This is a genomic window from Methanosarcina siciliae T4/M, from assembly GCF_000970085.1.
Classification (GTDB): domain Archaea; phylum Halobacteriota; class Methanosarcinia; order Methanosarcinales; family Methanosarcinaceae; genus Methanosarcina; species Methanosarcina siciliae.
On record NZ_CP009506.1, the window covers coordinates 3,127,575 to 3,147,227 of the forward strand.

Annotated in this window: 19 protein-coding genes and 1 pseudogene; 11 read left to right on the plus strand and 9 right to left on the minus strand. The window is 43.3% G+C overall.

Annotated elements, in window-relative coordinates; translation table 11 throughout:
* Window positions 1-103: 103 nt before the first annotated feature.
* The gene (locus tag MSSIT_RS13005) at window positions 104-1,291 is read left to right on the plus strand and encodes a tetratricopeptide repeat protein (protein ID WP_048172892.1); all 1,188 of its coding nucleotides are present in this window, start codon (window positions 104-106) and stop codon (window positions 1,289-1,291) included.
* A 232-nt stretch (window positions 1,292-1,523) separates the two neighbouring features.
* Here the strand turns inward: MSSIT_RS13005 and MSSIT_RS13010 are convergent, their stop codons facing one another.
* Window positions 1,524-2,387: a metallophosphoesterase gene (locus tag MSSIT_RS13010; RefSeq protein ID WP_231589814.1), complete on the minus strand. Its 864-nt coding sequence runs from the start codon at window positions 2,385-2,387 to the stop codon at window positions 1,524-1,526.
* Between the two features lie 328 nt (window positions 2,388-2,715).
* Between MSSIT_RS13010 and MSSIT_RS13015 the strand changes: the two genes are divergently transcribed.
* The gene (locus MSSIT_RS13015; protein WP_231589815.1) at window positions 2,716-3,105 is read left to right on the plus strand and encodes a hypothetical protein; all 390 of its coding nucleotides are present in this window, start codon (window positions 2,716-2,718) and stop codon (window positions 3,103-3,105) included.
* Window positions 3,106-3,498: 393 nt separating this feature from the next.
* Here MSSIT_RS13015 and MSSIT_RS13020 read toward each other — a convergent pair whose 3' ends face one another.
* The gene (locus MSSIT_RS13020; RefSeq protein ID WP_048172893.1) at window positions 3,499-3,693 is read right to left on the minus strand and encodes a helix-turn-helix transcriptional regulator; all 195 of its coding nucleotides are present in this window, start codon (window positions 3,691-3,693) and stop codon (window positions 3,499-3,501) included.
* Window positions 3,683-3,898 (minus strand): hypothetical protein, encoded by a 216-nt coding sequence (locus MSSIT_RS13025; RefSeq protein WP_048172895.1) that lies wholly within the window; start codon window positions 3,896-3,898, stop codon window positions 3,683-3,685. Before MSSIT_RS13025 ends, MSSIT_RS13020 begins: the two co-directional genes overlap by 11 nt.
* Before the next feature lie 989 nt (window positions 3,899-4,887).
* On the opposite strand from MSSIT_RS13025, the gene MSSIT_RS13030 reads away from it, so the two are divergent.
* From MSSIT_RS13030 to MSSIT_RS13045, 4 genes are all read left to right on the plus strand, one after another.
* Window positions 4,888-5,904, plus strand: coding sequence for a GTPase - sulfate adenylate transferase subunit 1 (locus MSSIT_RS13030; RefSeq protein ID WP_156158859.1), 1,017 nt, complete (start codon window positions 4,888-4,890; stop codon window positions 5,902-5,904).
* 274 nt (window positions 5,905-6,178) lie between these two features.
* Window positions 6,179-6,517 (plus strand): hypothetical protein, encoded by a 339-nt coding sequence (locus MSSIT_RS13035; protein WP_048172897.1) that lies wholly within the window; start codon window positions 6,179-6,181, stop codon window positions 6,515-6,517.
* A gap of 119 nt (window positions 6,518-6,636) precedes the next feature.
* A complete protein-coding gene (locus tag MSSIT_RS13040; protein ID WP_231589816.1) occupies window positions 6,637-7,251 on the plus strand; it encodes a hypothetical protein in 615 nt (204 codons plus the stop codon).
* Between the two features lie 437 nt (window positions 7,252-7,688).
* Window positions 7,689-8,741, plus strand: coding sequence for a tetratricopeptide repeat protein (locus tag MSSIT_RS13045; RefSeq protein WP_048172899.1), 1,053 nt, complete (start codon window positions 7,689-7,691; stop codon window positions 8,739-8,741).
* Window positions 8,742-8,846: 105 nt separating this feature from the next.
* Here MSSIT_RS13045 and MSSIT_RS13050 read toward each other — a convergent pair whose 3' ends face one another.
* Window positions 8,847-9,548 carry a DUF434 domain-containing protein gene (locus tag MSSIT_RS13050; RefSeq protein ID WP_048172901.1) on the minus strand — a complete coding sequence of 234 codons (702 nt, stop codon included), beginning with the start codon at window positions 9,546-9,548 and terminating at the stop codon, window positions 8,847-8,849.
* Window positions 9,549-9,776: 228 nt separating this feature from the next.
* On the opposite strand from MSSIT_RS13050, the gene ala reads away from it, so the two are divergent.
* Window positions 9,777-10,757: an alanine dehydrogenase gene (gene ala, locus MSSIT_RS13055; RefSeq protein ID WP_048174797.1), complete on the plus strand. Its 981-nt coding sequence runs from the start codon at window positions 9,777-9,779 to the stop codon at window positions 10,755-10,757.
* A gap of 477 nt (window positions 10,758-11,234) precedes the next feature.
* On the opposite strand, the gene MSSIT_RS13060 is transcribed toward ala, so the two are convergent.
* Complete coding sequence (locus tag MSSIT_RS13060; protein ID WP_048174799.1) at window positions 11,235-12,692, minus strand: cobyric acid synthase; 1,458 nt, start codon at window positions 12,690-12,692, stop codon at window positions 11,235-11,237.
* Between the two features lie 356 nt (window positions 12,693-13,048).
* Here MSSIT_RS13060 and MSSIT_RS24935 point away from each other — a divergent pair.
* The 4 genes and pseudogenes from MSSIT_RS24935 to MSSIT_RS13080 all read left to right on the plus strand — a co-directional run.
* Window positions 13,049-13,203, plus strand: a pseudogene (locus tag MSSIT_RS24935) (IS1-like element ISMac25 family transposase); the annotation flags it as partial.
* Between the two features lie 273 nt (window positions 13,204-13,476).
* Window positions 13,477-14,628: a hypothetical protein gene (locus MSSIT_RS13070; RefSeq protein WP_048172905.1), complete on the plus strand. Its 1,152-nt coding sequence runs from the start codon at window positions 13,477-13,479 to the stop codon at window positions 14,626-14,628.
* Between the two features lie 113 nt (window positions 14,629-14,741).
* Complete coding sequence (locus MSSIT_RS13075; RefSeq protein WP_048172907.1) at window positions 14,742-15,911, plus strand: ABC transporter permease; 1,170 nt, start codon at window positions 14,742-14,744, stop codon at window positions 15,909-15,911.
* A gap of 886 nt (window positions 15,912-16,797) precedes the next feature.
* A complete protein-coding gene (locus tag MSSIT_RS13080; protein WP_231589817.1) occupies window positions 16,798-17,019 on the plus strand; it encodes a hypothetical protein in 222 nt (73 codons plus the stop codon).
* A 220-nt stretch (window positions 17,020-17,239) separates the two neighbouring features.
* On the opposite strand, the gene MSSIT_RS13085 is transcribed toward MSSIT_RS13080, so the two are convergent.
* Genes MSSIT_RS13085 through MSSIT_RS13100 form a run of 4 tightly spaced genes read right to left on the minus strand, consistent with a single transcriptional unit; the run spans window position 17,240 to window position 19,377 of the window.
* Window positions 17,240-17,638 carry an Rpp14/Pop5 family protein gene (locus MSSIT_RS13085; protein ID WP_048172908.1) on the minus strand — a complete coding sequence of 133 codons (399 nt, stop codon included), beginning with the start codon at window positions 17,636-17,638 and terminating at the stop codon, window positions 17,240-17,242.
* Window positions 17,635-18,354, minus strand: coding sequence for a ribonuclease P protein component 3 (gene rnp3, locus MSSIT_RS13090; RefSeq protein WP_048172910.1), 720 nt, complete (start codon window positions 18,352-18,354; stop codon window positions 17,635-17,637). Before rnp3 ends, MSSIT_RS13085 begins: the two co-directional genes overlap by 4 nt.
* Window positions 18,347-18,772, minus strand: coding sequence for an RNA-binding protein (locus tag MSSIT_RS13095; protein WP_048172912.1), 426 nt, complete (start codon window positions 18,770-18,772; stop codon window positions 18,347-18,349). The genes rnp3 and MSSIT_RS13095 overlap by 8 nt, the downstream gene beginning before the upstream one ends.
* Before the next feature lie 14 nt (window positions 18,773-18,786).
* Window positions 18,787-19,377: a 50S ribosomal protein L15e gene (locus MSSIT_RS13100; RefSeq protein WP_048172913.1), complete on the minus strand. Its 591-nt coding sequence runs from the start codon at window positions 19,375-19,377 to the stop codon at window positions 18,787-18,789.
* Between the last annotated feature and the right edge of the window lie 276 nt (window positions 19,378-19,653).

The following is a 19,653-nucleotide window of genomic DNA, read 5'->3' on the forward strand; positions in this document are numbered from 1 at the left end:
CTCACTCACTAATATATTCAATTAATTGTATAACTATACTCCGGATGTTACACTGACAACCCCCCTAAATCAATTAACACTCAGTTTTCTGAGGTGCCGGATAATGGACTTTGAAGCAATTGACGATTTCGTATACGAAGTAATTGGAATAATCGGATCCGATCAGAAGAATCTCCCCTATGCAGTCGATTTTGCTCTGGAAAGCTCAAAAGAGAAAGTTTTTTCCCCAAAACTCTTACTTGACCTCTCCAGGGCACGCAGGCAGCAAAAAATGCATTTGGAAGAATACGTTTTAGCAAAGGCTTGCTTAATGCAGGCTTCCGGGAAGCTCCGTGAAGATTCCTGCTATGCGCTTGGCACTGCAGCACATGTACTTGGCTTTTCCCCTGAAGCCGAAGCAAGATACTGTGAAGTTCTGAGCGAAAATCCCGGAAATGCCGATGTAAGATGCGCTTACGCTGAACTTCTTTTAGAGCTCGGAAGGATTCAGGATGCAGAAAATGAGTATAAAACCGTACTTGAAGCCTCTCCTGAAAATGTGAAAGCAAACGCAGGGTACGCTTACCTCCTTACCGAATACGGGTATGGGACTGAAGCAGAAGAGTGTTACTTAAGAGCCCTTGCCGGTAACCCGGACTATGTCCCTGCCAGGGGTGGGTATGCAAACCTGCTCTTTGAGCTTGGAAGGCTCAGAGACGCCGAAAAAGAGTACAGGCTTGCCATGAAGCTTGACCCCGAAGACCCCAGCCTCCACCACAACTTCGGTGTTTTACTCTCTTTCCTCGGGCGCTCTTCGGAAGCCGAGGTCGAGTATAGGAAGGTTCTTTCCCTTAACCCCAGGCACAGGAGAACTCTTTTCAACTATGGGAATCTCCTCGCAAGGGAAGGCAGAGTCTCGGAAGCTGAAGAACAATATATGGAAGCCCTTGCCCTTGACCAGAACGATGCAAAAGTCCATTCCAATTATGCAAATCTTCTGTCCCGTTTCGGAAGAAGGTACGAGGCTGAACTGGAATACAAAAAAGCTCTCAGTCTTGATCCTGAAAGTGCTGAAGGACATTACAGCTACGGCAACCTTCTCTCGGAAATGGAGCGCTTCCCCGAAGCAGAGGACGAATACAAAAAAGCCCTTGATCTCAACCCTTATTATCCCCCTCTCCACTACAACTACGGTCTGCTCATGAGAAAAATGAGGCGCTTTGACGAGGCCAAGGTGCAGTATACAAAAGCAATGCAGCTTGACCCGGATATTGGAAGCAAAATGACCGAGACCTGGATAATCCTTGACTAAGGGCAGTCAAGAAAATGTTTCAACTTAACAGGATATTTTTATGAAGAAGACCTTACAACTTCTTCTCTTATTATCCAGATAATAAACAAATAACAATCCGGCATATATAAGACTCCAGTTTGAAGTAGTGACTCAGCTGGAGCAATTTTTCTTTTTCCCAACTTTTTTGCTTTAATCATGTTGTGTCTTTCCCTTTTCTTGCTGAAATTCTTTCCTGGCCGAAATCTCTGTCTTACCGGTCCCGGTTTATAAAGGTAATAATTTTTATTTCTCCTTTCTCGATAACGGCGAAAGCAGCAGCATTTCCGAGCCCCACATAATCCGGACAGGAAAATAGGGAAAGCAGTTTACCGTCGAACCACCATTCATATCCGGTCCTGAGAGCAGTGTGTCCTCTTACAATCCTTTTCAAATCATTTGTTTCCAAAAAGCCGTCAACAATATCCGGCCCGAATTCTTTTACAGTAGAACCTCTTGATGAAGAGCTCATCCCCGGACGTTTTGAGGGGTCATTCCATAGATAGGGAAAAGCCCCTTCTTTTGTAATGGTATCGATACTTTCTATACCATTGATCCCCCCGTGCACGCAGAAGATCTGTCCCGAGATCACCGCTGCTACCGGCAGCCTGTCGTATGTCCTGCTGATATTCAGGAGAACCCCCTGGTCAAAGTCAATTTCCTCAAAAAAGCCATAATAGAGGTTCATATCCACGGTTTCGTGGTTTCCTCTGAGCAGGAAAATGTTTTGAGGCTCTTCAAGTTTCAGCCGGAAAAGCTTTATCAGGACTTCTGTCCCCTGCACCCCGCGGTCCACATAGTCTCCCAGAAAAAGCATTTGTTTGCAGCCCAGTTCTTCTCTCATTCCCATTACAAAGTCAAGGGCATCAAGGTCTCCGTGGATATCCCCAATAAGCATAATCGACTCCGTAGGCTCCGGCTCAATCCGGAGCACGGCAGGTTCGGATTCAAGTACTTCATTTATCTCCGGGAGAAGAAGGTCAAGTTCTTTCTTTGTTTTTGCTTTCTCAAGTTCATTTGCTGATGTTACGGAACCACCTCCTATATATTCCCTGAATAAAGTCTGCAGAGGCTTCAAAGACTGTACGGAGGTTTCAAAGCCTTCCTGCTGGATGTTTTTCTATAAAGAAGTTTTCTCTAAACTAAGAAGAAGTTTTACTCGATAAGCATTTCTGAGCCCAGTTCAACTACTTAAAAGCCAGTCTGCGGTTTTCATTTGAAAATAAGTCTTGCATGAATGTGCAGCTATAAACATTATTATCTGCATATACTGAAACTGGAAAACATTTTAAGCGAAAAAGTCAGTTCAGAAGAAAAGACTGAAAGCAGGAAAAAGCGGTTAATGAATAAAGAGTGAGATAGGTTGGATATGCAAAGCTTGAGGATCTGAATGGGGGTACGGGAATATGGAACTTGATATCAGCGAGCAGGACCCTGAAGAGATGGATCTTGCCGATGTTGCACTTGAGTATGAAGAGCTTGTCTCTGCAATATCTATTCTTGAAAAGAGGCGAGAAGAACTCAGGACACGCATTATGAATACTTTTGCGGAAAAAGAAATTGATGTACTGAGGGTAGGGCATGTGGAGCTCAAACGGCACAGGGTGGACTGGAAACTATGGCACGTCAGAAAGCTAAAGACTTATCTCATGGAGCATGAACTCTGGGATATGGTTGAATCGGTTGACAGGAAGACGCTCAGCACACTTATAGAGAAAGGTTTCCTGACAGAAGAGGAGCTTGAGGGCATGTATGATGTGGAAACAAGGTATAGTTTACATGTGAGCAGAGTTTAACAGATTTCTCGAATATTGTTACTCGGATATTTCATCTGTTATTTGATTTACATTTTGTTTATATCCGTACGTTACAATTACTTTTATTCCTGCGTTTTTATTACGATGGGAGCGCGGAGGGTAACGAATACCCCTCCTTTCGGGTAGGGGATGAAGTGATCCCTCGCCTCTTTTTGTTCTCGATTTAAATGCTTTAGTCGTTGCTTCTTTGTAAAATGATCGGAAATCGGACAGAGGCTCGATAGCAGAGTGTCAATAACTTGGATCAAGGAAACATTGTTAAAGAACACTGTGAATCTTTCCGAGTAACCGGGCGGACAGCCTGAAGCACACTCCATCCTTTTGGGCGAGGCGGCTGCACGCAATCTGATTTATATAAGGGTGTTTCGGTAGTCAGATCTCAAGTTCAAAGATTTCCTCGACAGGCTTTTTAAATAGTTTAGCAAGTTTCATTGCTAATTCCAGAGTTGGATTGTACTTGTTATTTTCAATTGCGTTAATGGTTTGACGAGTAACGTCTAACTCTTTTGCTATATCTTCTTGGCGCAATCCCATTTGCTTGCGAAGTTCTTTGATATTATTTTTCATCTTTGCCCCATTTCCATTTAAGGAACTGACTGATTGCCAAGTAAATGATATTTTGAGAAATAAGCAAGAAAAATGCGGCATTTAATGTTCCTTGTTTAACATAGTCATGAATTGTCCATGTGAATAAAAACAAGACAGTATAAAACCATGCCCATTTAACCGCCTTTAAATTGATAGCCATTTCCATTTCATCCGGTTTACTCATAAATATGCCTCCTTAGATAGCTAAAAACAATACTATGCAATTGCACTGCCAAATCAGAGCTATTTCATGAATTATCTTTTTTATGATGTCAAATACTTTTGACATTGTTCTCCTCCTATCATATAAATAATTATCTGTAAGGGCCTGTCAATGAAAAATAAGGATAGTTTATAAACCACACAGTCATAACCACACAGTCATATTCGTACTTTTTAAATCATACCTCTCTCGTTGCGGCTTTTATCTCGGTCCGGTATTATACATGCACATGCGTATATTGAAGAAATTGGGAAAAAGGGGGTCTTTTGAAAATAGTCGATTCTGAACGGTATAAAGATGTATTGTTTTGCGATTTTTGTGATCACTGTTGTAAAATGTGCTATAGAAAACACAATCTTTTTTATCAAAGGTTGGAATTCAGCCGGTCTTATGAAAAATAAGGTCGGCTGATTTCCTGCTTTATATTCGCTAATTTCTGTAAGATGTTTACGTTTTTGCCGTCACTTTGTCAAAAACAGAGTAGTTCGTACAATAATTCTCAAAGTGACAAAGAGAAAATATCCGAAGTGACGAAGTCCGGGCTGTTTTTGAGCCAGCCCTGTGAACTGTGTAAAGTGGAGTGAATTATAGGCCCATAGGGGAAAGCAAGGATGAATCAATGTCGTGTTATTCTCTTTATTATATAATTGCTTGAATGCGAAAAGAGAGATTCTCAGATATGTATGTTTCTGACCACGGTCTTTAACAATCAACGTTCAGGGAAAAATTGCAGACTCAAAATGGGTATAAAAGGTAGATTGTTAGACGGTATGGTCTGAAAACTTATAAGGAATTGGATAAGAGGAATTTATGGAGTTCAAAAGTACTTTCCAGGTTCACATGAAATCCATAACAGATGCCCTAAGAGGTATGAATTATGTTAGCTTTGCCTCTATTTAAGCTTGCCTGATTCTGCTCCCTAAGGAATAAATAACTTAGGAGTTAAACGAATGATTAGGAATAAAATGGGAATAGGAATACTTTTTCTGGTAATACTGGTTGGTATGGCGTTGATACCGGCCGTAAGTGCACAGAAAGAGGATAATTATTCTGTAACTGCTAAGGAAGCCTTTAAACATGCAAATATGCGGATGATGACGTTAATAGCAACCGAAAGCGACTCTGAAAAATGGGAAGGGGCATCTATTGATCCCGAACCATTGGAGCTTTATGATATAAACGGTCAAAAATTGTATTATGAATTTTCAGTATATAATGAAAGTACTCTGATAAGTAGAATCGACATCGGTGCTAATAAAACTCTGGGGAGTGCACTCCGACTCATCAAAATTAATCCTAAACCCTATAACGTGGTTGAAGTCATGGAGAAGTCAATAGAAACCGCCAGAACAAAATACCCAACTGGAAAAATCGTGTCAACGAATATGGTTGTATATGACTATCCTAGTGTAGGGGCAATGACCATAGTAAAAGATCAGACTACTGGAGTTGAACATCGGATATTTGTAGATGCATACACCCTTGAAGATGTGCAAGACAAACCTGCGACTGAAACCGAACTTGGAGTTTGGTCGATGTATGAACAGGTGTCAAAGGATAAAATAGACGAGAATTTAAAAGACTGGCAAAAGAGTGAAGAGTTTACTAAAAAATTAGAACAAGAAGTAAATAATACAGAAATTGATATCAGTGCGCCAATTACTGAAGAAAATATAAAAAAACTAAGTAACAAACTAAACACCAGTTCAAAAGTGGTATCATCACCATGTAACTCAACAGTAATGCCCACAACAACTGAAGATATAGGAGTTGAAGAAACTAATTTATCAGTCTCTAAAGAAACACTTGTTGTCGAACTCAATAATTCAAAAAATAATAATTCCGACTCTGGCAGCGGTAGTAGCTCAGGTGGAAATGAATCGAATAAAAACAACTCTATTCCAGGCTTCGGATTGCTGGGGAGCTTTGTCTGCCTTTGCGGTGGATGGAAGTTAAGGAAAAAGTAATGCAGGATTTGGATTCTAAGATTAAGGGTTTACATAATTATGATTGTCCAGATCATGAATATATTGGCCCTACCTGCAAGATTATGAATATATTGGCCCTACCTGTATAATGACTTGCAGCTGTATGATGGATGAAGATTACTGGTATGGATGAAGATTACTGGTGTACAATCTGTGACCATAATATCGAAACTAACAGAAATCATTTTTAAATTATTTTAGGCAGGATTAAATCCTGCACTTCATTTCATAGTATGCTTGGAGAGCTCATTTAATGAAAGCAAGGACAAAAACTTTAGCAGCTATTTCTTTTGCGGTTCTGGCAATATGCCTTATTTTCTTTTTGATGATTTATCATCCTGGAGCAGGCATGTATGTTCGTGCGGATAAACTTCAGGATACGCCAGAAAAATACGTGGAATTCAGTTTAGTAGATCTCGAGAAATACCCCTATGCCGAAGAAGCGATAAGTAATCCAGGAAAAGATATTAAGCTCCCTTTTGATCATAATGAAAATATGACGGAGTTTGCTAACATCATGTGGGATAACAGGACTGAATTTATAAAAATGAATAATGAGTATTATCATATAAATTATTACTCTGCTGATTAATTAAGTGGCGAGATATGAAGATCCGTTACAAAATAATTGTACTGTTACTGGTCATTTCTGCCGTGTTGCTGTCTATCTGGTGGCAAGAGCAGAAGGAGAGGATATATGAAAGGAATCACATGAGTAGTTATAATTACCGTGTCGAGTTGACTACGGATTCGACTCTGAGCAATGTTACTCTTTACTTTCCGCTCCCGGTGATAAACAACACATCATCCGTAGGCGCAGATATCGTAGAGAATCATTTCAATGACTATGATCGTTCGTGGAAATATGCTCTTGTGGATACGGAGCACGGACTAATGCTTTCTATAAATAATGAGAAAATAGAGCCAAAATACGCTACCAGAAGTAGAGATTCAAAGCAGATTCTGCATCCAAGTATTTTTAGTATGGCCTTATTCACTAACCAGACCATAGATACAATGAACCCGCTGGGCAATGAAATGGTTCTTATGCCCAAATACAATCTCACGCAGAATGTCACCAGAAGGCCTTATCCACCGGCATCTGAGATATTTGATTATGAAAGCAAGATGTATGCCCACTATGATACCTCCTCGAATGCAAACGTCAGCATTTCCATTTACCTGCACGGAAGTAATGGATGGTGGATCGGGGGATGGCTGTATAACAGTTATTGGGAAAATATGAGTATTGTGTTGTCCGGACCTCAGGATGGATGGACAACAGTAAATGGTCAACTTTTTACAGGAGAAGGAACGTACTATTAATATGATACGTCGCCTGTTTTAAGAGGCGGCTGCCTGATTCACAACCTATTGTTTTTTGCAAATGAGTATGTCTTAATTAATCCTGATGCTTTACTTGCGGAATTTGTGTAGTCTTGAAAAGCCATACGATGCGGAAAAATCATATACAGGTGAAATTATGGGTGGTGCTGTGTGTGCTATGCAGCAGCTGCAAAATGGGATGTATTGTTCAAATTGATGCTGAACAAATAAGAGATCTTAAAATCCTGAACCTACTCTTTTTGAGATCGAAAGATTAAGACTACATTTATTTATACTGTATTCTCATAAATATAATAATGTTTTTAACCAAAAAAGAACAACTTCAATATTAATAACCGAGCGAATATAAAAGGATATTTATTTATAGCCTGTCAAATAAATTCACTGTAAAGGTAAAATTTAGGAGGTTTTTGGGCATGGAGATAGATGCCGTGGACAAGCTGGTTTTTCATGTAATCGAAAAGGTTGCAGAAGATGAATGTCTCCTCGATGAAGTCGTTGAGTTTGTCATTTCTTTTTCCCATGAACACTCGCTTTCGCCGGAAACCCTGCTGAAACTTTCCTTTATTTTCGGCAAAGATAAGATGTACAGGGAAAAATACGTATTTGCAAGGGCAAGTGCCTTTCTTTTCTCCGGAAAAATGCGGGAAGATGCCCATATGGAGGCAGGGAAAACAGCTTCTCTGCTGGGGCTCGGGGATCTTGCGGCCAGGGAATTTGAAGAGGTACTCGAGGAAAACCCGGAAAATATAGAAGCTCTCTGCAGGTACGGAGTCATGCTCGCCAGGCTCGGGAAATTTGAGGCTGCAAGAGCCCAGTATGAAAGAGCCCTTGAAATCCATCCTTACCACATTGATACGCTATGCAATTACGGGTGCCTGCTTTACAGGCTCAGGGACACGGACGGTGCCGAAGAAGCGTATAAAAAAGCTCTTCTCCTTGACTCGAGGCATGTGGGAGCTCACTGCGGGTACGGGATTTTGCTTTACAAGCGCGGACAAGTAAATGATGCCAGATACCATTATTCTCGGGCGCTTGAACTTGACCCCGAACATGTGGAGTCCAATTTCCGCTATGCTCGCCTCCTTGTAAAACTGGGAGAACCCCTCGAAGCTGAAACCTACTACATAGTGGCCCTTAAAGCTGATCCGGAAAACCCCAAACTCCACCTGTACTATGCCCGTTTGCTTGCAGAACACGGGATCGTCCACGGGGCAAGGGTGCACTACAGGTATGCCCTTAAAATTGATCCCGGGGATGTTGAAGCCCACTGCGAATATGCAGGGCTGCTTGCCAGGTTCGGGCACAGGCACGAAGCTGAAGTCCAGTACAAAAAAGCTCTTGAACTCGATCCCGGGCATTTCGGGAGCCTTCGCGGATACGGGGATCTGCTGAAAGAGAAAGGGCAGTACGCGGAAGCCGAAGAAATCTACAGACAGGCCGAATTCTCCAGGCGGCATGCCTGGTAATAAATTATTTTTGATAATAAACTAATGAGTTTACTGTTCGTTCAGGTAAATCCACGGGCCTGTATGAAACCGATTTATACGGTTTCAGGTCATCAGAGGCCCGATTCAGAACAGCCTCACGGGTTTAACTCCTCTTTTTTCCATGAGGCAGGCCGGAATATCCAGGACCTGAAGGACCGAATCGATTACAATCCCATCGGAGGTTGCGACAACAAGCTGCTTTTCGGGTTTTCCTCCTTCGGTTTTCAGGTCAAAGTCCGCAGTTTTTGAGGTATGGGCATCTCCCTGGATTTCCTGCTCTTTAAGCTTGCGGCGGATGAAGCCGGCAAGTTCTCCGCTCCGGCTGATCTGGGTATCAAGCAGGAAGGTTACCGACTTCGGGCGAGCTTCGGAGAAAAATTCAAGAACCAGGTCCAGAGCTTCCCCGATATCTTCAGCCTGCTTCGCTTTGCTGAAGTAGTAGCGGGTATCCCGGATATACCCGTCGTCGCAGAACCACATGGGCTTGTTTTTCAGCAGGCTGTCCACGCTGAGGAGGACATTGTACCCGTCAAGGAGAAGGTCCCTATCTCTTATGCTGTCGCAGGCGATTTTTTTCTTGACTCTTGACACTACTTTATCCGGGGGCATGATTACCCTTGTGAGAATATGCCGTTCTTCGACACTGAGCTGGGAATGGTCAGCTACAAAGCGGATGGTTGCAAACTTGGGATAGCCCCAGCGCAGAATGCTTCTGATGTCTCTTGCGGGCTTCAGTAATCTTTCTTTCAGGGCTGGCTCGGAAAAAGCGGGAGACCTCTCTTGCATAATTTCCCCTTTCTGGAAGGAAGTTCTTTAAATGAGTGAAGATATATGTTATATATACCTATTTGCGCGAATAAAAATGGCAATTTGTGCTGTCCGGCAGTCGATGTGACTGTTTGTTTGCCGGTTTTTATTTCGGTTTTATTCGATCTAACCCTGGTTTTCAGCTGAAAGCCAGCTTATGTTTTGGCTGTGAGGAAGAGGTCTATGGTTCCGGTGGAGGATTCTAGTATGGAAGTGTTGTGGCTTGCTCAGGAGGAGGTAAAGAGCGTTGTTGATATGCATTCTGATATGCAGGTAGTGGAAAGAGCTTTCAGGCAGCATGGGCTTGGCAAGGTGCAGATGCCTCCCAAGTCCTATCTTTACTATACGGCTTACAACGGCGACCTGAGGACGATGCCCGCATATCTTGAAGAAGAGGACATTACAGGCGTAAAAATCGTAAACGTCCACCCCGGAAACCCCATGCGCAACCTCCCTACAGTAATGGCGCTGATTGTCCTTCTATCTCCTGAAACCGGAGCTCCTGTTGCAATTATGGACGGAACTTATCTGACCGACATCCGGACAGGAGCTGCCGGAGGGATCGCTGCAAAATACCTTGCAAGAAAAGACTCAAAAGTTATCGGGCTTGTAGGTGCAGGAAATCAGGCAAGAACCCAGCTTGAAGCCCTCTGTGAGGTTTTTGAGCCAGAAATTGTGAGAATCACTTCAAGAACAAAGGAAAGCTGTGACCAATTCATCAAGGAAATGTCCGACATCGTGCCCTGTGAAATCCTTTATGAGGAAAGCATTGAAAAGGTCTGCAACTGCGATATCCTCGTCACGACAACCCCCACCAGAAAACCGATCGTAAAAGCCAGCTGGGTCAAGGAAGGGACTCATATAAATGCAATAGGGGCAGATGCTGTGGGAAAAGAAGAACTTGACCCCGAACTCCTCCTCCGCTCCAAGATCATTGTCGACGACGTGGTACAGGCGCTCCATTCCGGGGAGGTAAACGTACCCCTCTCCAAGCACTATATCTCGGAAAATGACATTCACGCCCAGTTCGGAGAAGTTATAGTCGGCCTCAAGCCCGGTAGGACAAGCGAAGAGGAAATTACTATCTTCGACTCCACAGGGCTTGCTATTCAGGATGTAGCAACCGCGCATATGATTTATGAGAGGGCTGTACGGGAAGGGTTTGGCAGACAGGTACGGATGTTCTGAAATCTCTTTACCATTTCCACTTCTACTGTGACGTACAAAGTGATATCTGAATGAGAGAGACAAAATATTCTGAGGAAATGTCCCCTTTGTTCAGGAGAATATTTCTTTTAATTTATGAATACCAATTTTTAATTCCAGCTAAAAATAGGCGTCTCTGTCAGCTCAGAATTATTATAAAGAGGGGCTTCCTCTGAGATTCACATTTCATAATTTTTAAATGTATACTTTTACAACGAAAATGAAAGTTATATATAGATTTTAGAAACTTTTGAAGTTTGAGTTTTGAGATTTTAGATCAGTAAGATCAATTCAGAAGGCATAAATACTATGTAGCAAAAATAGGTAATGTTGAGCGGTTAACCTTCTGGGATTTATTCGCCCTCTACGAGCAAACATACCTAGCCCCCAAATGGTATAAATTTTCTTTCCCAAATACTCCCCATATTCTCTCCCCATAACCGCTTAACAACCTCTTTTTCAGATCTCTGCAATCTCGTAGAGCTTTTCCATGTCAATGTTTTGCTCAAACGTATTTGCAAGTTCCTCATAGGCATCGTTTTCGCTTACGACCTCTTCAGGCTTATATTCAAGTCCCTTTTTCTCACAGAGGTACCGAACAAGAGCATTTCTTATATTTTCGTTATCAAAGAGCCCGTGAAGATATGTGCCGATTACCAGTCCTTCTTCACCAATGGCGCCATCATCTCCGAAAACAGTCCTATTCGAATCCGTAACTCCCATGTGAATCTCATAACCTTTTATCTCTTCTCCGTCTATGGATTCCAGAATAGGCCCGTAGCCGTTTACTTTCTTTGTAACCTGGATCGTCCTCTTTTTATACTCCCCGAACTTTGTCCCTATATCCAGGAGCCCCAGGCCTTCAAACTCGGCTTCGACGCCGTTTTCCACACCGGAGTCAAAGATAGTCCGGCCAAGCATCTGGTAGCCACCACATATCCCGAAAATCGGGATTTTTCCTTTGAAAGCCTGGATTTTTCTGTCCATCCCACTGGCCCTGAGGTCAAGAAGGTCGTTGATCGTGTTCTTCGTGCCGGGAATCATGATAGCATCAGGGTTTCCGAGATCTTCGTCAATGTCCACATAGTGAACCTTTACAAGTCCCTCAAGGGGTTCGAAATCCGTAAAGTTTGAGATTCTGGGCAGGCGAATTACCGCGATTTCAATTTCTTTTTCGTTCTTTGCCCCTTCTTTATCCCCAAGGGAGACCGAATCTTCGGAAGGGATGCGGAGCTTGAAATGAGGGAGGACTCCTAGTACAGGGATTCCGGTTTTTTCCTCAAGCTGCTTGAGTCCAGGTTTCAGGATTTCAGGGTCACCTCTGAATTTGTTGATTATAAACCCTTTGACATTTTTCCTTACATCATCGGGCAGAAGGGCAATAGTGCCGTAAAGGCTTGCAAACACGCCTCCCCTTTCAATATCTCCTACAAGAATTATGGGAGCCTGGGTCAGCCTTGCAGTTCCTATATTTACGATATCCCTTTCATAGAGATTGATCTCTGCAGCTCCCCCAGCGCCTTCCATTACAATGATGTCGTGTTCTTTCCAGAGCCTTTCCAGAGCCCCTTTGAGGACTGCCTGCATCTCTTCAATGGAATCGTAATACTGTCCTGCACTCTTATCAGCATAGGGTTCACCCAGCAGGATTACCTGGGAAACACAGTCCCCTTTGGGCTTGAGGAGGACAGGGTTCATATCTGCAGTGGGCTCGGTACCTGCGGCTTTTGCCTGGATCGCCTGTGCAATCCCTATTTCCTTTCCATCTTTTGTGATCCAGGAATTCAGGCTCATGTTCTGGGCCTTGAAGGGGGCAACCCTGTAGTTTCTGGACAGGATCCTACATATGGCAGTCACGACTGAACTTTTTCCTACATGAGAGGCGGTTCCCAGGATTAAGATGCTTTTCTTCTCCATTTTTACCATACCTTCTGCTCGAACACGTATTTTTATATTTCAGGGAAAGTTTTGAGGTAAAGCTAAAAATTTCAGTGATAACGGTCCTGAGGTTTTTGTTCTCAGAGCGGAAAATCAAGTAAACTTGTTTATATTTAATAATTGCCATCTTATACTTCAACTATAGGTTAAATACTTTCGGATTCACTGCAGGTTTTGTTTATTTTATTCAAAAAATTCTTTATTTCCTCCAGTAGTTTCTCTTCTCAACCTTATCTTCTCAACCTTTGTTGGAATTTAATAATTATTAGATTCTCAACGCAGGAAAGCAGTATTTTCCAGAAAAACTTAAAGGAAAGGTACTCCCGTAGTATTCGGTTGAAATGGATGAACTATGGGTAATAATTGAAAAAAAGTTGCTTCGAGAACAGAAAATGAAGATGAAGGTTCATGGATGTGGGTAAGCTTTGAATTGGAATCCAGGTTAATAATTGACTTTATAATAGGACCAAGAAAACAATATGTAGCAGATGCATTGAAAGGCTGGTGGAGATGTTCATATTTAACTGTGAATTTAAAAACATCGGGGTTAAGCAAAGTATGTCTGAATGGCTGGCCTGCTAAAACCCGATGTGGTACGGGAGGGATTACTGAAAACTTTCATATTTGGATGCCGGAGTTGATTGACCAATTTGTCCGAAATTGACTGCAGTCGGGAATGAGGAAATAAACTGTTTTTCCTACTGCACTTCTTTTAAATAAGATCAGAACAATCTTTTTGTTAACGAATCGGGGAAAAAAGACCATGAAAGCCTTGTTTTTCATACTTGTTTTATTTCTTGTATCAGTATTCCCGGCCTATGCAGCAGATACCTCTCAGGTCGACGAAACACGCCAGGTCCGAATAGCCGAACTCTACAGCGACCTTGAGTCCTATGATGTGACACTCTACTCAAACCAGCCGGAAGAGGACCTGACCCTTGAGGTATCTCTGGTTAGGCCTGACAGGGGAAATGAAGAGGTCATTGCTACACAGACATTTCCAACCGGAAGTTTTCCTGCGAACACGAGGGTCATGAAAGTCGGCTTCTGGAATATCAGGAATGCCGAACGCGGGGCTTACACTTTAAGGGCAAGGCTTCTTGATCAGAAAAAAGTACTTTCGGAATCGGAATATGATTTTGTTTACGGCAGCAACTCCGCTTCCAGACTTCAGGTCGATGATCTTGTCCCCAATTCCGAAGGCATCACTGTTGCGCTTTCCCCCAATCAGGCTTCACTTTTTGATATCGAATACATGCTTGTAGACGGACATGATGTGCTTTACAGCACAAAAACCGAAAAGGGATCCCTTACAAGTGTTCCGGAAGCCTTTTCTGTCTCCTGGGGAACTCTCCTCGAAAACAATAAAGAGTATACAGGAAGAGTGAAGATTCAGGTCTATTCTCCCGACAGAGGCTTTATTGCATCAGCAGAGAACTTCACGGCCGTAGACGATGCAGAGATAACTGACATCTATGAAGATGAAACCGGAGCAAGTGCAACGGTTTTAGGGCGTTCCCAGGTGCCTTTTGAAGGAAATCTGGTTTTTTCCGCATATGAACTGCAGGAAAACTCAGGGAATGGCAGTTCCGTGTTTGTCGAGTCCGTCCGGGAAAAAGTTCCCGTACTGCTGACTGATGATGACGAGACGGTTGAGGTTGCCTGGACAGAAAGACTTACGGCAGGAGTCTACAGGCTTGAAATCGAACTTGTAGGAAATAACGGAGATGTTATCGAACGCAGGGAAACTATTATTGAATCCGACCTTTCCGCACCCAATGCAAGTGAAGCAGTTCCTGGTTCAGGAAATGAAAGCTCAGGAAAAAATGATGAAAACGGAATTCCTGGCTTTTCGGTTGCTTTCGGAGTTGCAGGGCTTGCAGTGGCTTTAGCCCTTTTCAAAAAGCTGCATTAAATCCTTTTGTGTGGAAACATAGATACATAGATACATAGATAAAGAAACAATCTGGACAGAAAAACAATCCGTACAGGAAACAATCCGTGTAAAGTTCAAAAGCCGTGGGCTCCATGCGTTATGAACTCTTTATTGCCTTCAGGCAAATCCGATCAAGAAAATTCCAGACTCTTCTTTCGGTAGGTGCAATAGCCCTTGCTGTGATGGTACTCACGATTTCCCAGGCGCTAATGGTGGGCTTTACCGAGGAGCTTTACGACACTACCGTTGACAAACTCCCTCAAGTCTCGGTCTCTCCGCAGGAAGGTGAGGATTACATCTATCTCTACGGGACACTCATGGAAGAGATAAGTTCTATCGATGGGGTTACTGCAGTTTCTCCTTTCCTTACCGGGCAAGCTTCTTTCAGGTTCAAGGATAATTCCCTCAATGCCGAGCTCAAAGGTGTGATCCCTTTAAAGGAAGATGAAATCAGTTCGATTGAAGAAGATATGGTTGAAGGTAATTTCCGTGAGCTCGAATTTTCTGGAAATACGGTGGTTATCGGCTCAAAGCTGGCGGAAAAACTTGAAGTCAACATTGGGGACTCCATAGATGTGTCTTTTCCGAATGCAAATTCCCTTTCGCTTAGAGTTGTAGGGATCTTCCATACGGGCTCTCCTCTGGATGAATCCCTTGCTTACACATCTCTGGATACTGCTCAGGAATTTTACGATGTTCCGGATGTGGTTAATGGCATTTCAATCCGGCTCCAGGATTTTAACATGGATCGGGAAGTTGCAGCTGAGATCGGAAAAACCGGTTATGAGGCAAAAGGCTGGACTGAGACAAACCCTGCAATCCTCCGCACCATTGCTATCGAAAGCACTTCAAATAATGTCGTCTACGGGCTTATTATTGTCATCGCCTCTTTTGGAGTGGTCAGTACCCTGAACCTTTCGGTTATCGGGGCAACGGGTCAGATAGGCATGCTCCGTGCTATGGGGGCCCCTGTCTCAAGTATCCAGAAGATTTTCATCCTCCAGAGTGGGATTCTGGGCCTGCTGGGTGCCCTTTTCGGTACCTTTGCAGGAGTCCTTATATCCCTGGCTATAGGCGGGTATGAAATCCCGGCAGCTTCTTCGGATGTCTACGGCGGGATTTCCTTTATCCCTATTGCTGTCCGCTTCCAGGACATTATTTTGATTATTGCAGCCGTTTTTCTGTTGAACCTGATTACCGGGGTTTATCCTGCTCGGCAGGCGGCAAAGTTGGATCCTGTAAAATCAATAAGCACAAGGTGAAACTTCCGGATCGCTGATCTGGATGTTCGAAGGGATAAAAAGAGATATAACCTGCAGGAAAAAAGCCTTATCTTCCGGCCTCAGGTGGAACAATGGGATGGATGGACATGAAATAAAACTAAGGTGAAATAAAGAGTGCCGGTAAGATCTAAGTACAAAATGGAAACTCATGTAAAGTAAGGAATATATAAGTATAAATGAACGCAGTTCGGTATAACGGAGCACATAGGAATAGTTGAATATGTATTTTCCATATATGGGGAAAAAGCTGCTAATTTAGTAATTCGTGTCCGATTTTTTAGCTCTTCTAACTCCTCATTCAAAATAATTTTTGAAAGCAAAAAAATTAGTGGTTGCCTTAAAATAATTGTTTGCGTTAAACATTTCAACGCGAGACAATATGTCAGCCGGATTAAAATTTCAATCCCGGTAATTATATATCTTTTTTGACGAATGATTACTTACTTCGTAAGCATAGCGAACAATAGCGAACGAAAAGACCTTGTGCACGAATTCTCAGCAACTGATCACTGCATGGGAATTCTTTTTCCTATTTTTTCCTTATCTGAATCCACTTTTTTTGGAATCGATTTTCTGAAATTGAATTTATGCTATGTAATTTGTGTTCTAACCTGTAGCACAAAGTTAGCATTTTATCAAGGATTCCCGGTCCTTTATCCCTTAAATCAGAAATTCTTACGTTTTATTCTCTTCTTTCTCAGGTTTCAACACCGATTTTCCGGATAGTCCTCAATAAGTCTGAAAAATATTCCTCTATCAAAAGATGCATCCGAGCCCGAGAAAATCTCTTGCAAAGCTTCTTGACATCACTGTTTCTGACACCGGATACAAATATTTATATTCTTTGGTAGATAATTTTATTATAATGGACGATAGCAAAGAATACCAGCTTTATCTAGAAGCCCTTGATGAAGAGCGATCTGCTTGGTCGAGAAGGACCGCTGTAAAGAAGCTCAGCGAATCAAAAACCGAAGAATCCCTCTACTACCTGAACGAGCTTGTTGTTGACAGATACTGCGTAGTCCCAAACTGGCTAAAAAAGGTTGCAAGAGAATATTACGTATGTCTGTGCCTTGAGTTTCTCTGAAAACTTAATTTTCCAATCACTTATTTTCGAATAATTGAGTGATTTCTGATCGATTATTGGTTTGTATTATTCCAGAGACTTTGCATACGGAATCTTCCGGCTATGTAGCCCCTTGTCAGGAATGATATGTCCGTTCTTAATTCCTTTTTTTGCCCCGGGGTGTAATTCGGGAAGCAAAATAGATAGTGGGATTTTCAGAAATCTTTCCAGCTTAAAGAGTTTAATTTACTTTGCCTGGGGTCTGTTTCGAATCTTTTTTCTCCTGTGCTTCAGACTTAAAGACCTTATAATCCTGCAGAAACTTTTCCATGGCTCTTTTAACGGTGCCTGAAGCTCCCAGCACATGCAGAGTTGCCCTTTTTCCATTGATCCGAGTCAGAGTTGCCATGGCTGCTCTTGTCTCCTTTACTTTTGTATGTGAACACTGGATGATCCCCTTTCCGGCTTCAAATCCCAGTACCCTGATATCACAGTCGCTGGTTGTAACATCTCCGAGCAGCGAGGAAGCCGAGGAAATTACTTCTTTTACAATATCCCCTCTGCTTGCAGTTTCCTCTGAAATCAGCTCAAAAGCAAGATATCGTTTTTTAGCGCGGAGTGAAGGCAGCAGACGTTTCAAAAGAGATCCTCTCCTTCAAGCACTTCAATCCCTTTCTTTATATATCCAGGACCCGGGCGATTCTTTGCGATGATTTTTTCAGGAACAGTACTTATGGCCTCAAGAGCCTCGTCCTCTTCAAGCCCACAGACTTCTGCAAGGGCAAGCATTTCCATCGGGGAGCGCAGGTCAAAGCAGGACATGGCATCACTGCAAAGGACAAGGGATACATCGTATTTCCTTGCGAGGTCAAGGTTTGATTTGAGGTCGGAGAGCAGGCGGATGCGTCTTGAGCCACGGGAATGAAGCAGGGGTCTTAGGGTTATGCCTATTGCCACTCCGTTTTCTGCTGCTGCTTTCGCCAGTACCTGGTTTAAGCCGCTGCTCCGGTCAAAAGCGGGGTGGTTCAGGATGTCTACTCTGGGGTTTTCAAGCGCAGCCCTGTTGACGGCTTCGGACCCTCCGTGCACAATCAGGACATCCGTTAAATTCCTGAATTTTCCGATCAAACTGTGCAGTTTTGAGGTTTTTTCTTCCACAAGCTCAATTCCCCTGAAGACTTCAAAACCCTCAACTGAAGGCAGTACCTGTTTCCTGTCAGGGGGTCTGTCAGAATGGTTGGAAAGGGCAATCCCGCTGAACCCGAAATGCCGGGCAAGGGACACCAGTTCCTGGGCAGTACTATCTCCGTCAGGAACTGCATGAACGCAAAAATCATAATATTTAGGCTTACCCAAACAACTCCTCCACTATGGCTCCGGCTTTCTCCCTGTTTTTCGGATATGTCTCGATCTTGACCTTTGCAATAATGGCGTCAGAAGAGTTAGTCAGTTTTACCTGCTGCAGGTACGCAGCCTGCTTGTCAAAGCGGAGGTGAAACACCAGATCATCGTCCAGCCTTTCAGGCATCTCTTCCCTGAGCATATCCACGTCTTCTTCCGAAAAGTTTTCCCGGACAAAACGGGCAAAGTTCAGGCATTCCGCCTTTTTTTTAAGCTGCACGCTAAGGATAGTAATCGGATTTCCATGGTGCCCTTCAGCTTGAAGCTCTTCTACAAGCTCAGCTGCTTCCTTTACACCGGCACCGGATAAAAAAAAGTCCAGAGCCTCGCGGACTCTGGATACGTCTTCGGTTGCGTGGGCGATCACACGCATCGTTATGTGATGAATCACTTGCCTCGACTCTTATATGCACGGATGCTCGGCCTGGTCTTTTCAGTTCCCTTGCCGCGTGTAGCCATGCCTCTGCCTTTCCGACCTGCACTGGTCTTTCCCCTCGTGGCTCTGCCCCTGCTGGAAGGGTCGCAGACCCAGTTCAGGTTCTTATCGCTCTTTATTACAGGGTGGTGCGGGTCTACAAGGATGACTTCAAACCACTTGTGTTTTCCGTCTTCCCCTACCCAGTAGGAGTTTAGGACCTCAAGGTTCGGGTATCTGCGGTCAGCACGGGCTTCAGCGATTCTCTGGATGCTCATTCCACCTGAGACCTTGTTCTTCCCCAGCTTCTGGGTCCTTCTTCCACGGTTGGGCCTTACATGACCAAGCCCTCCGCGGCGTACATTTACCCTGACGACAACAATACCCTGCTTGGCTTTGTATCCAAGGGAGCGTGCTCTGTCGATTCTAGTGGGCCTTTCAATTCTGGTCACGGAACCCTGCTTTCTCCAGACCTGAAGACGCTCCCAGCGGAGCTCGTTCACGTAAGTCTCATCAGGGTTTTTCCATGCATCACGTACGTATCCGTAAAAAGATTTTACCAATTTAAACACCAAGTTTCACTTTTGTTTCACGGTTCAGCCCTGCCTGCAGGGCCACATTCCAACGGGACCTAATCCCGAAAATGAAACATGCGATACAACTGAATCATCTGATTTAAAGCTTTGCCTGAAGAACAAATTACCTGAAATCTGGAGGACCCTCAGTGTGAAAATCTTTATATATTTTAGTGATTTAAATTAAACCGTTTGTTGTAATATTAATTGGGGGCTGCAGCAAACTTCATTTCGGAAATAATTACTTCATTTCGGAAATAATTG

Excerpts from the sequence above, each read along its gene's own strand:
- MSSIT_RS13005 (WP_048172892.1), top strand. The coding sequence starts at position 104 with ATGGACTTTGAAGCAATTGACGATTTCGTATACGAAGTAATTGGAATA.
- MSSIT_RS13015 (WP_231589815.1), top strand. The coding sequence starts at position 2,716 with ATGGAACTTGATATCAGCGAGCAGGACCCTGAAGAGATGGATCTTGCC.
- MSSIT_RS13020 (WP_048172893.1), bottom strand. The coding sequence starts at position 3,693 with ATGAAAAATAATATCAAAGAACTTCGCAAGCAAATGGGATTGCGCCAA.
- MSSIT_RS13025 (WP_048172895.1), bottom strand. The coding sequence starts at position 3,898 with ATGAGTAAACCGGATGAAATGGAAATGGCTATCAATTTAAAGGCGGTT.
- MSSIT_RS13030 (WP_156158859.1), top strand. The coding sequence starts at position 4,888 with ATGATTAGGAATAAAATGGGAATAGGAATACTTTTTCTGGTAATACTG.
- MSSIT_RS13035 (WP_048172897.1), top strand. The coding sequence starts at position 6,179 with ATGAAAGCAAGGACAAAAACTTTAGCAGCTATTTCTTTTGCGGTTCTG.
- MSSIT_RS13040 (WP_231589816.1), top strand. The coding sequence starts at position 6,637 with ATGAGTAGTTATAATTACCGTGTCGAGTTGACTACGGATTCGACTCTG.
- MSSIT_RS13045 (WP_048172899.1), top strand. The coding sequence starts at position 7,689 with ATGGAGATAGATGCCGTGGACAAGCTGGTTTTTCATGTAATCGAAAAG.
- MSSIT_RS13050 (WP_048172901.1), bottom strand. The coding sequence starts at position 9,548 with ATGCAAGAGAGGTCTCCCGCTTTTTCCGAGCCAGCCCTGAAAGAAAGA.
- ala (WP_048174797.1), top strand. The coding sequence starts at position 9,777 with ATGGAAGTGTTGTGGCTTGCTCAGGAGGAGGTAAAGAGCGTTGTTGAT.
- MSSIT_RS13060 (WP_048174799.1), bottom strand. The coding sequence starts at position 12,692 with ATGGAGAAGAAAAGCATCTTAATCCTGGGAACCGCCTCTCATGTAGGA.
- MSSIT_RS13070 (WP_048172905.1), top strand. The coding sequence starts at position 13,477 with ATGAAAGCCTTGTTTTTCATACTTGTTTTATTTCTTGTATCAGTATTC.
- MSSIT_RS13075 (WP_048172907.1), top strand. The coding sequence starts at position 14,742 with ATGCGTTATGAACTCTTTATTGCCTTCAGGCAAATCCGATCAAGAAAA.
- MSSIT_RS13080 (WP_231589817.1), top strand. The coding sequence starts at position 16,798 with ATGGACGATAGCAAAGAATACCAGCTTTATCTAGAAGCCCTTGATGAA.
- MSSIT_RS13095 (WP_048172912.1), bottom strand. The coding sequence starts at position 18,772 with ATGCGTGTGATCGCCCACGCAACCGAAGACGTATCCAGAGTCCGCGAG.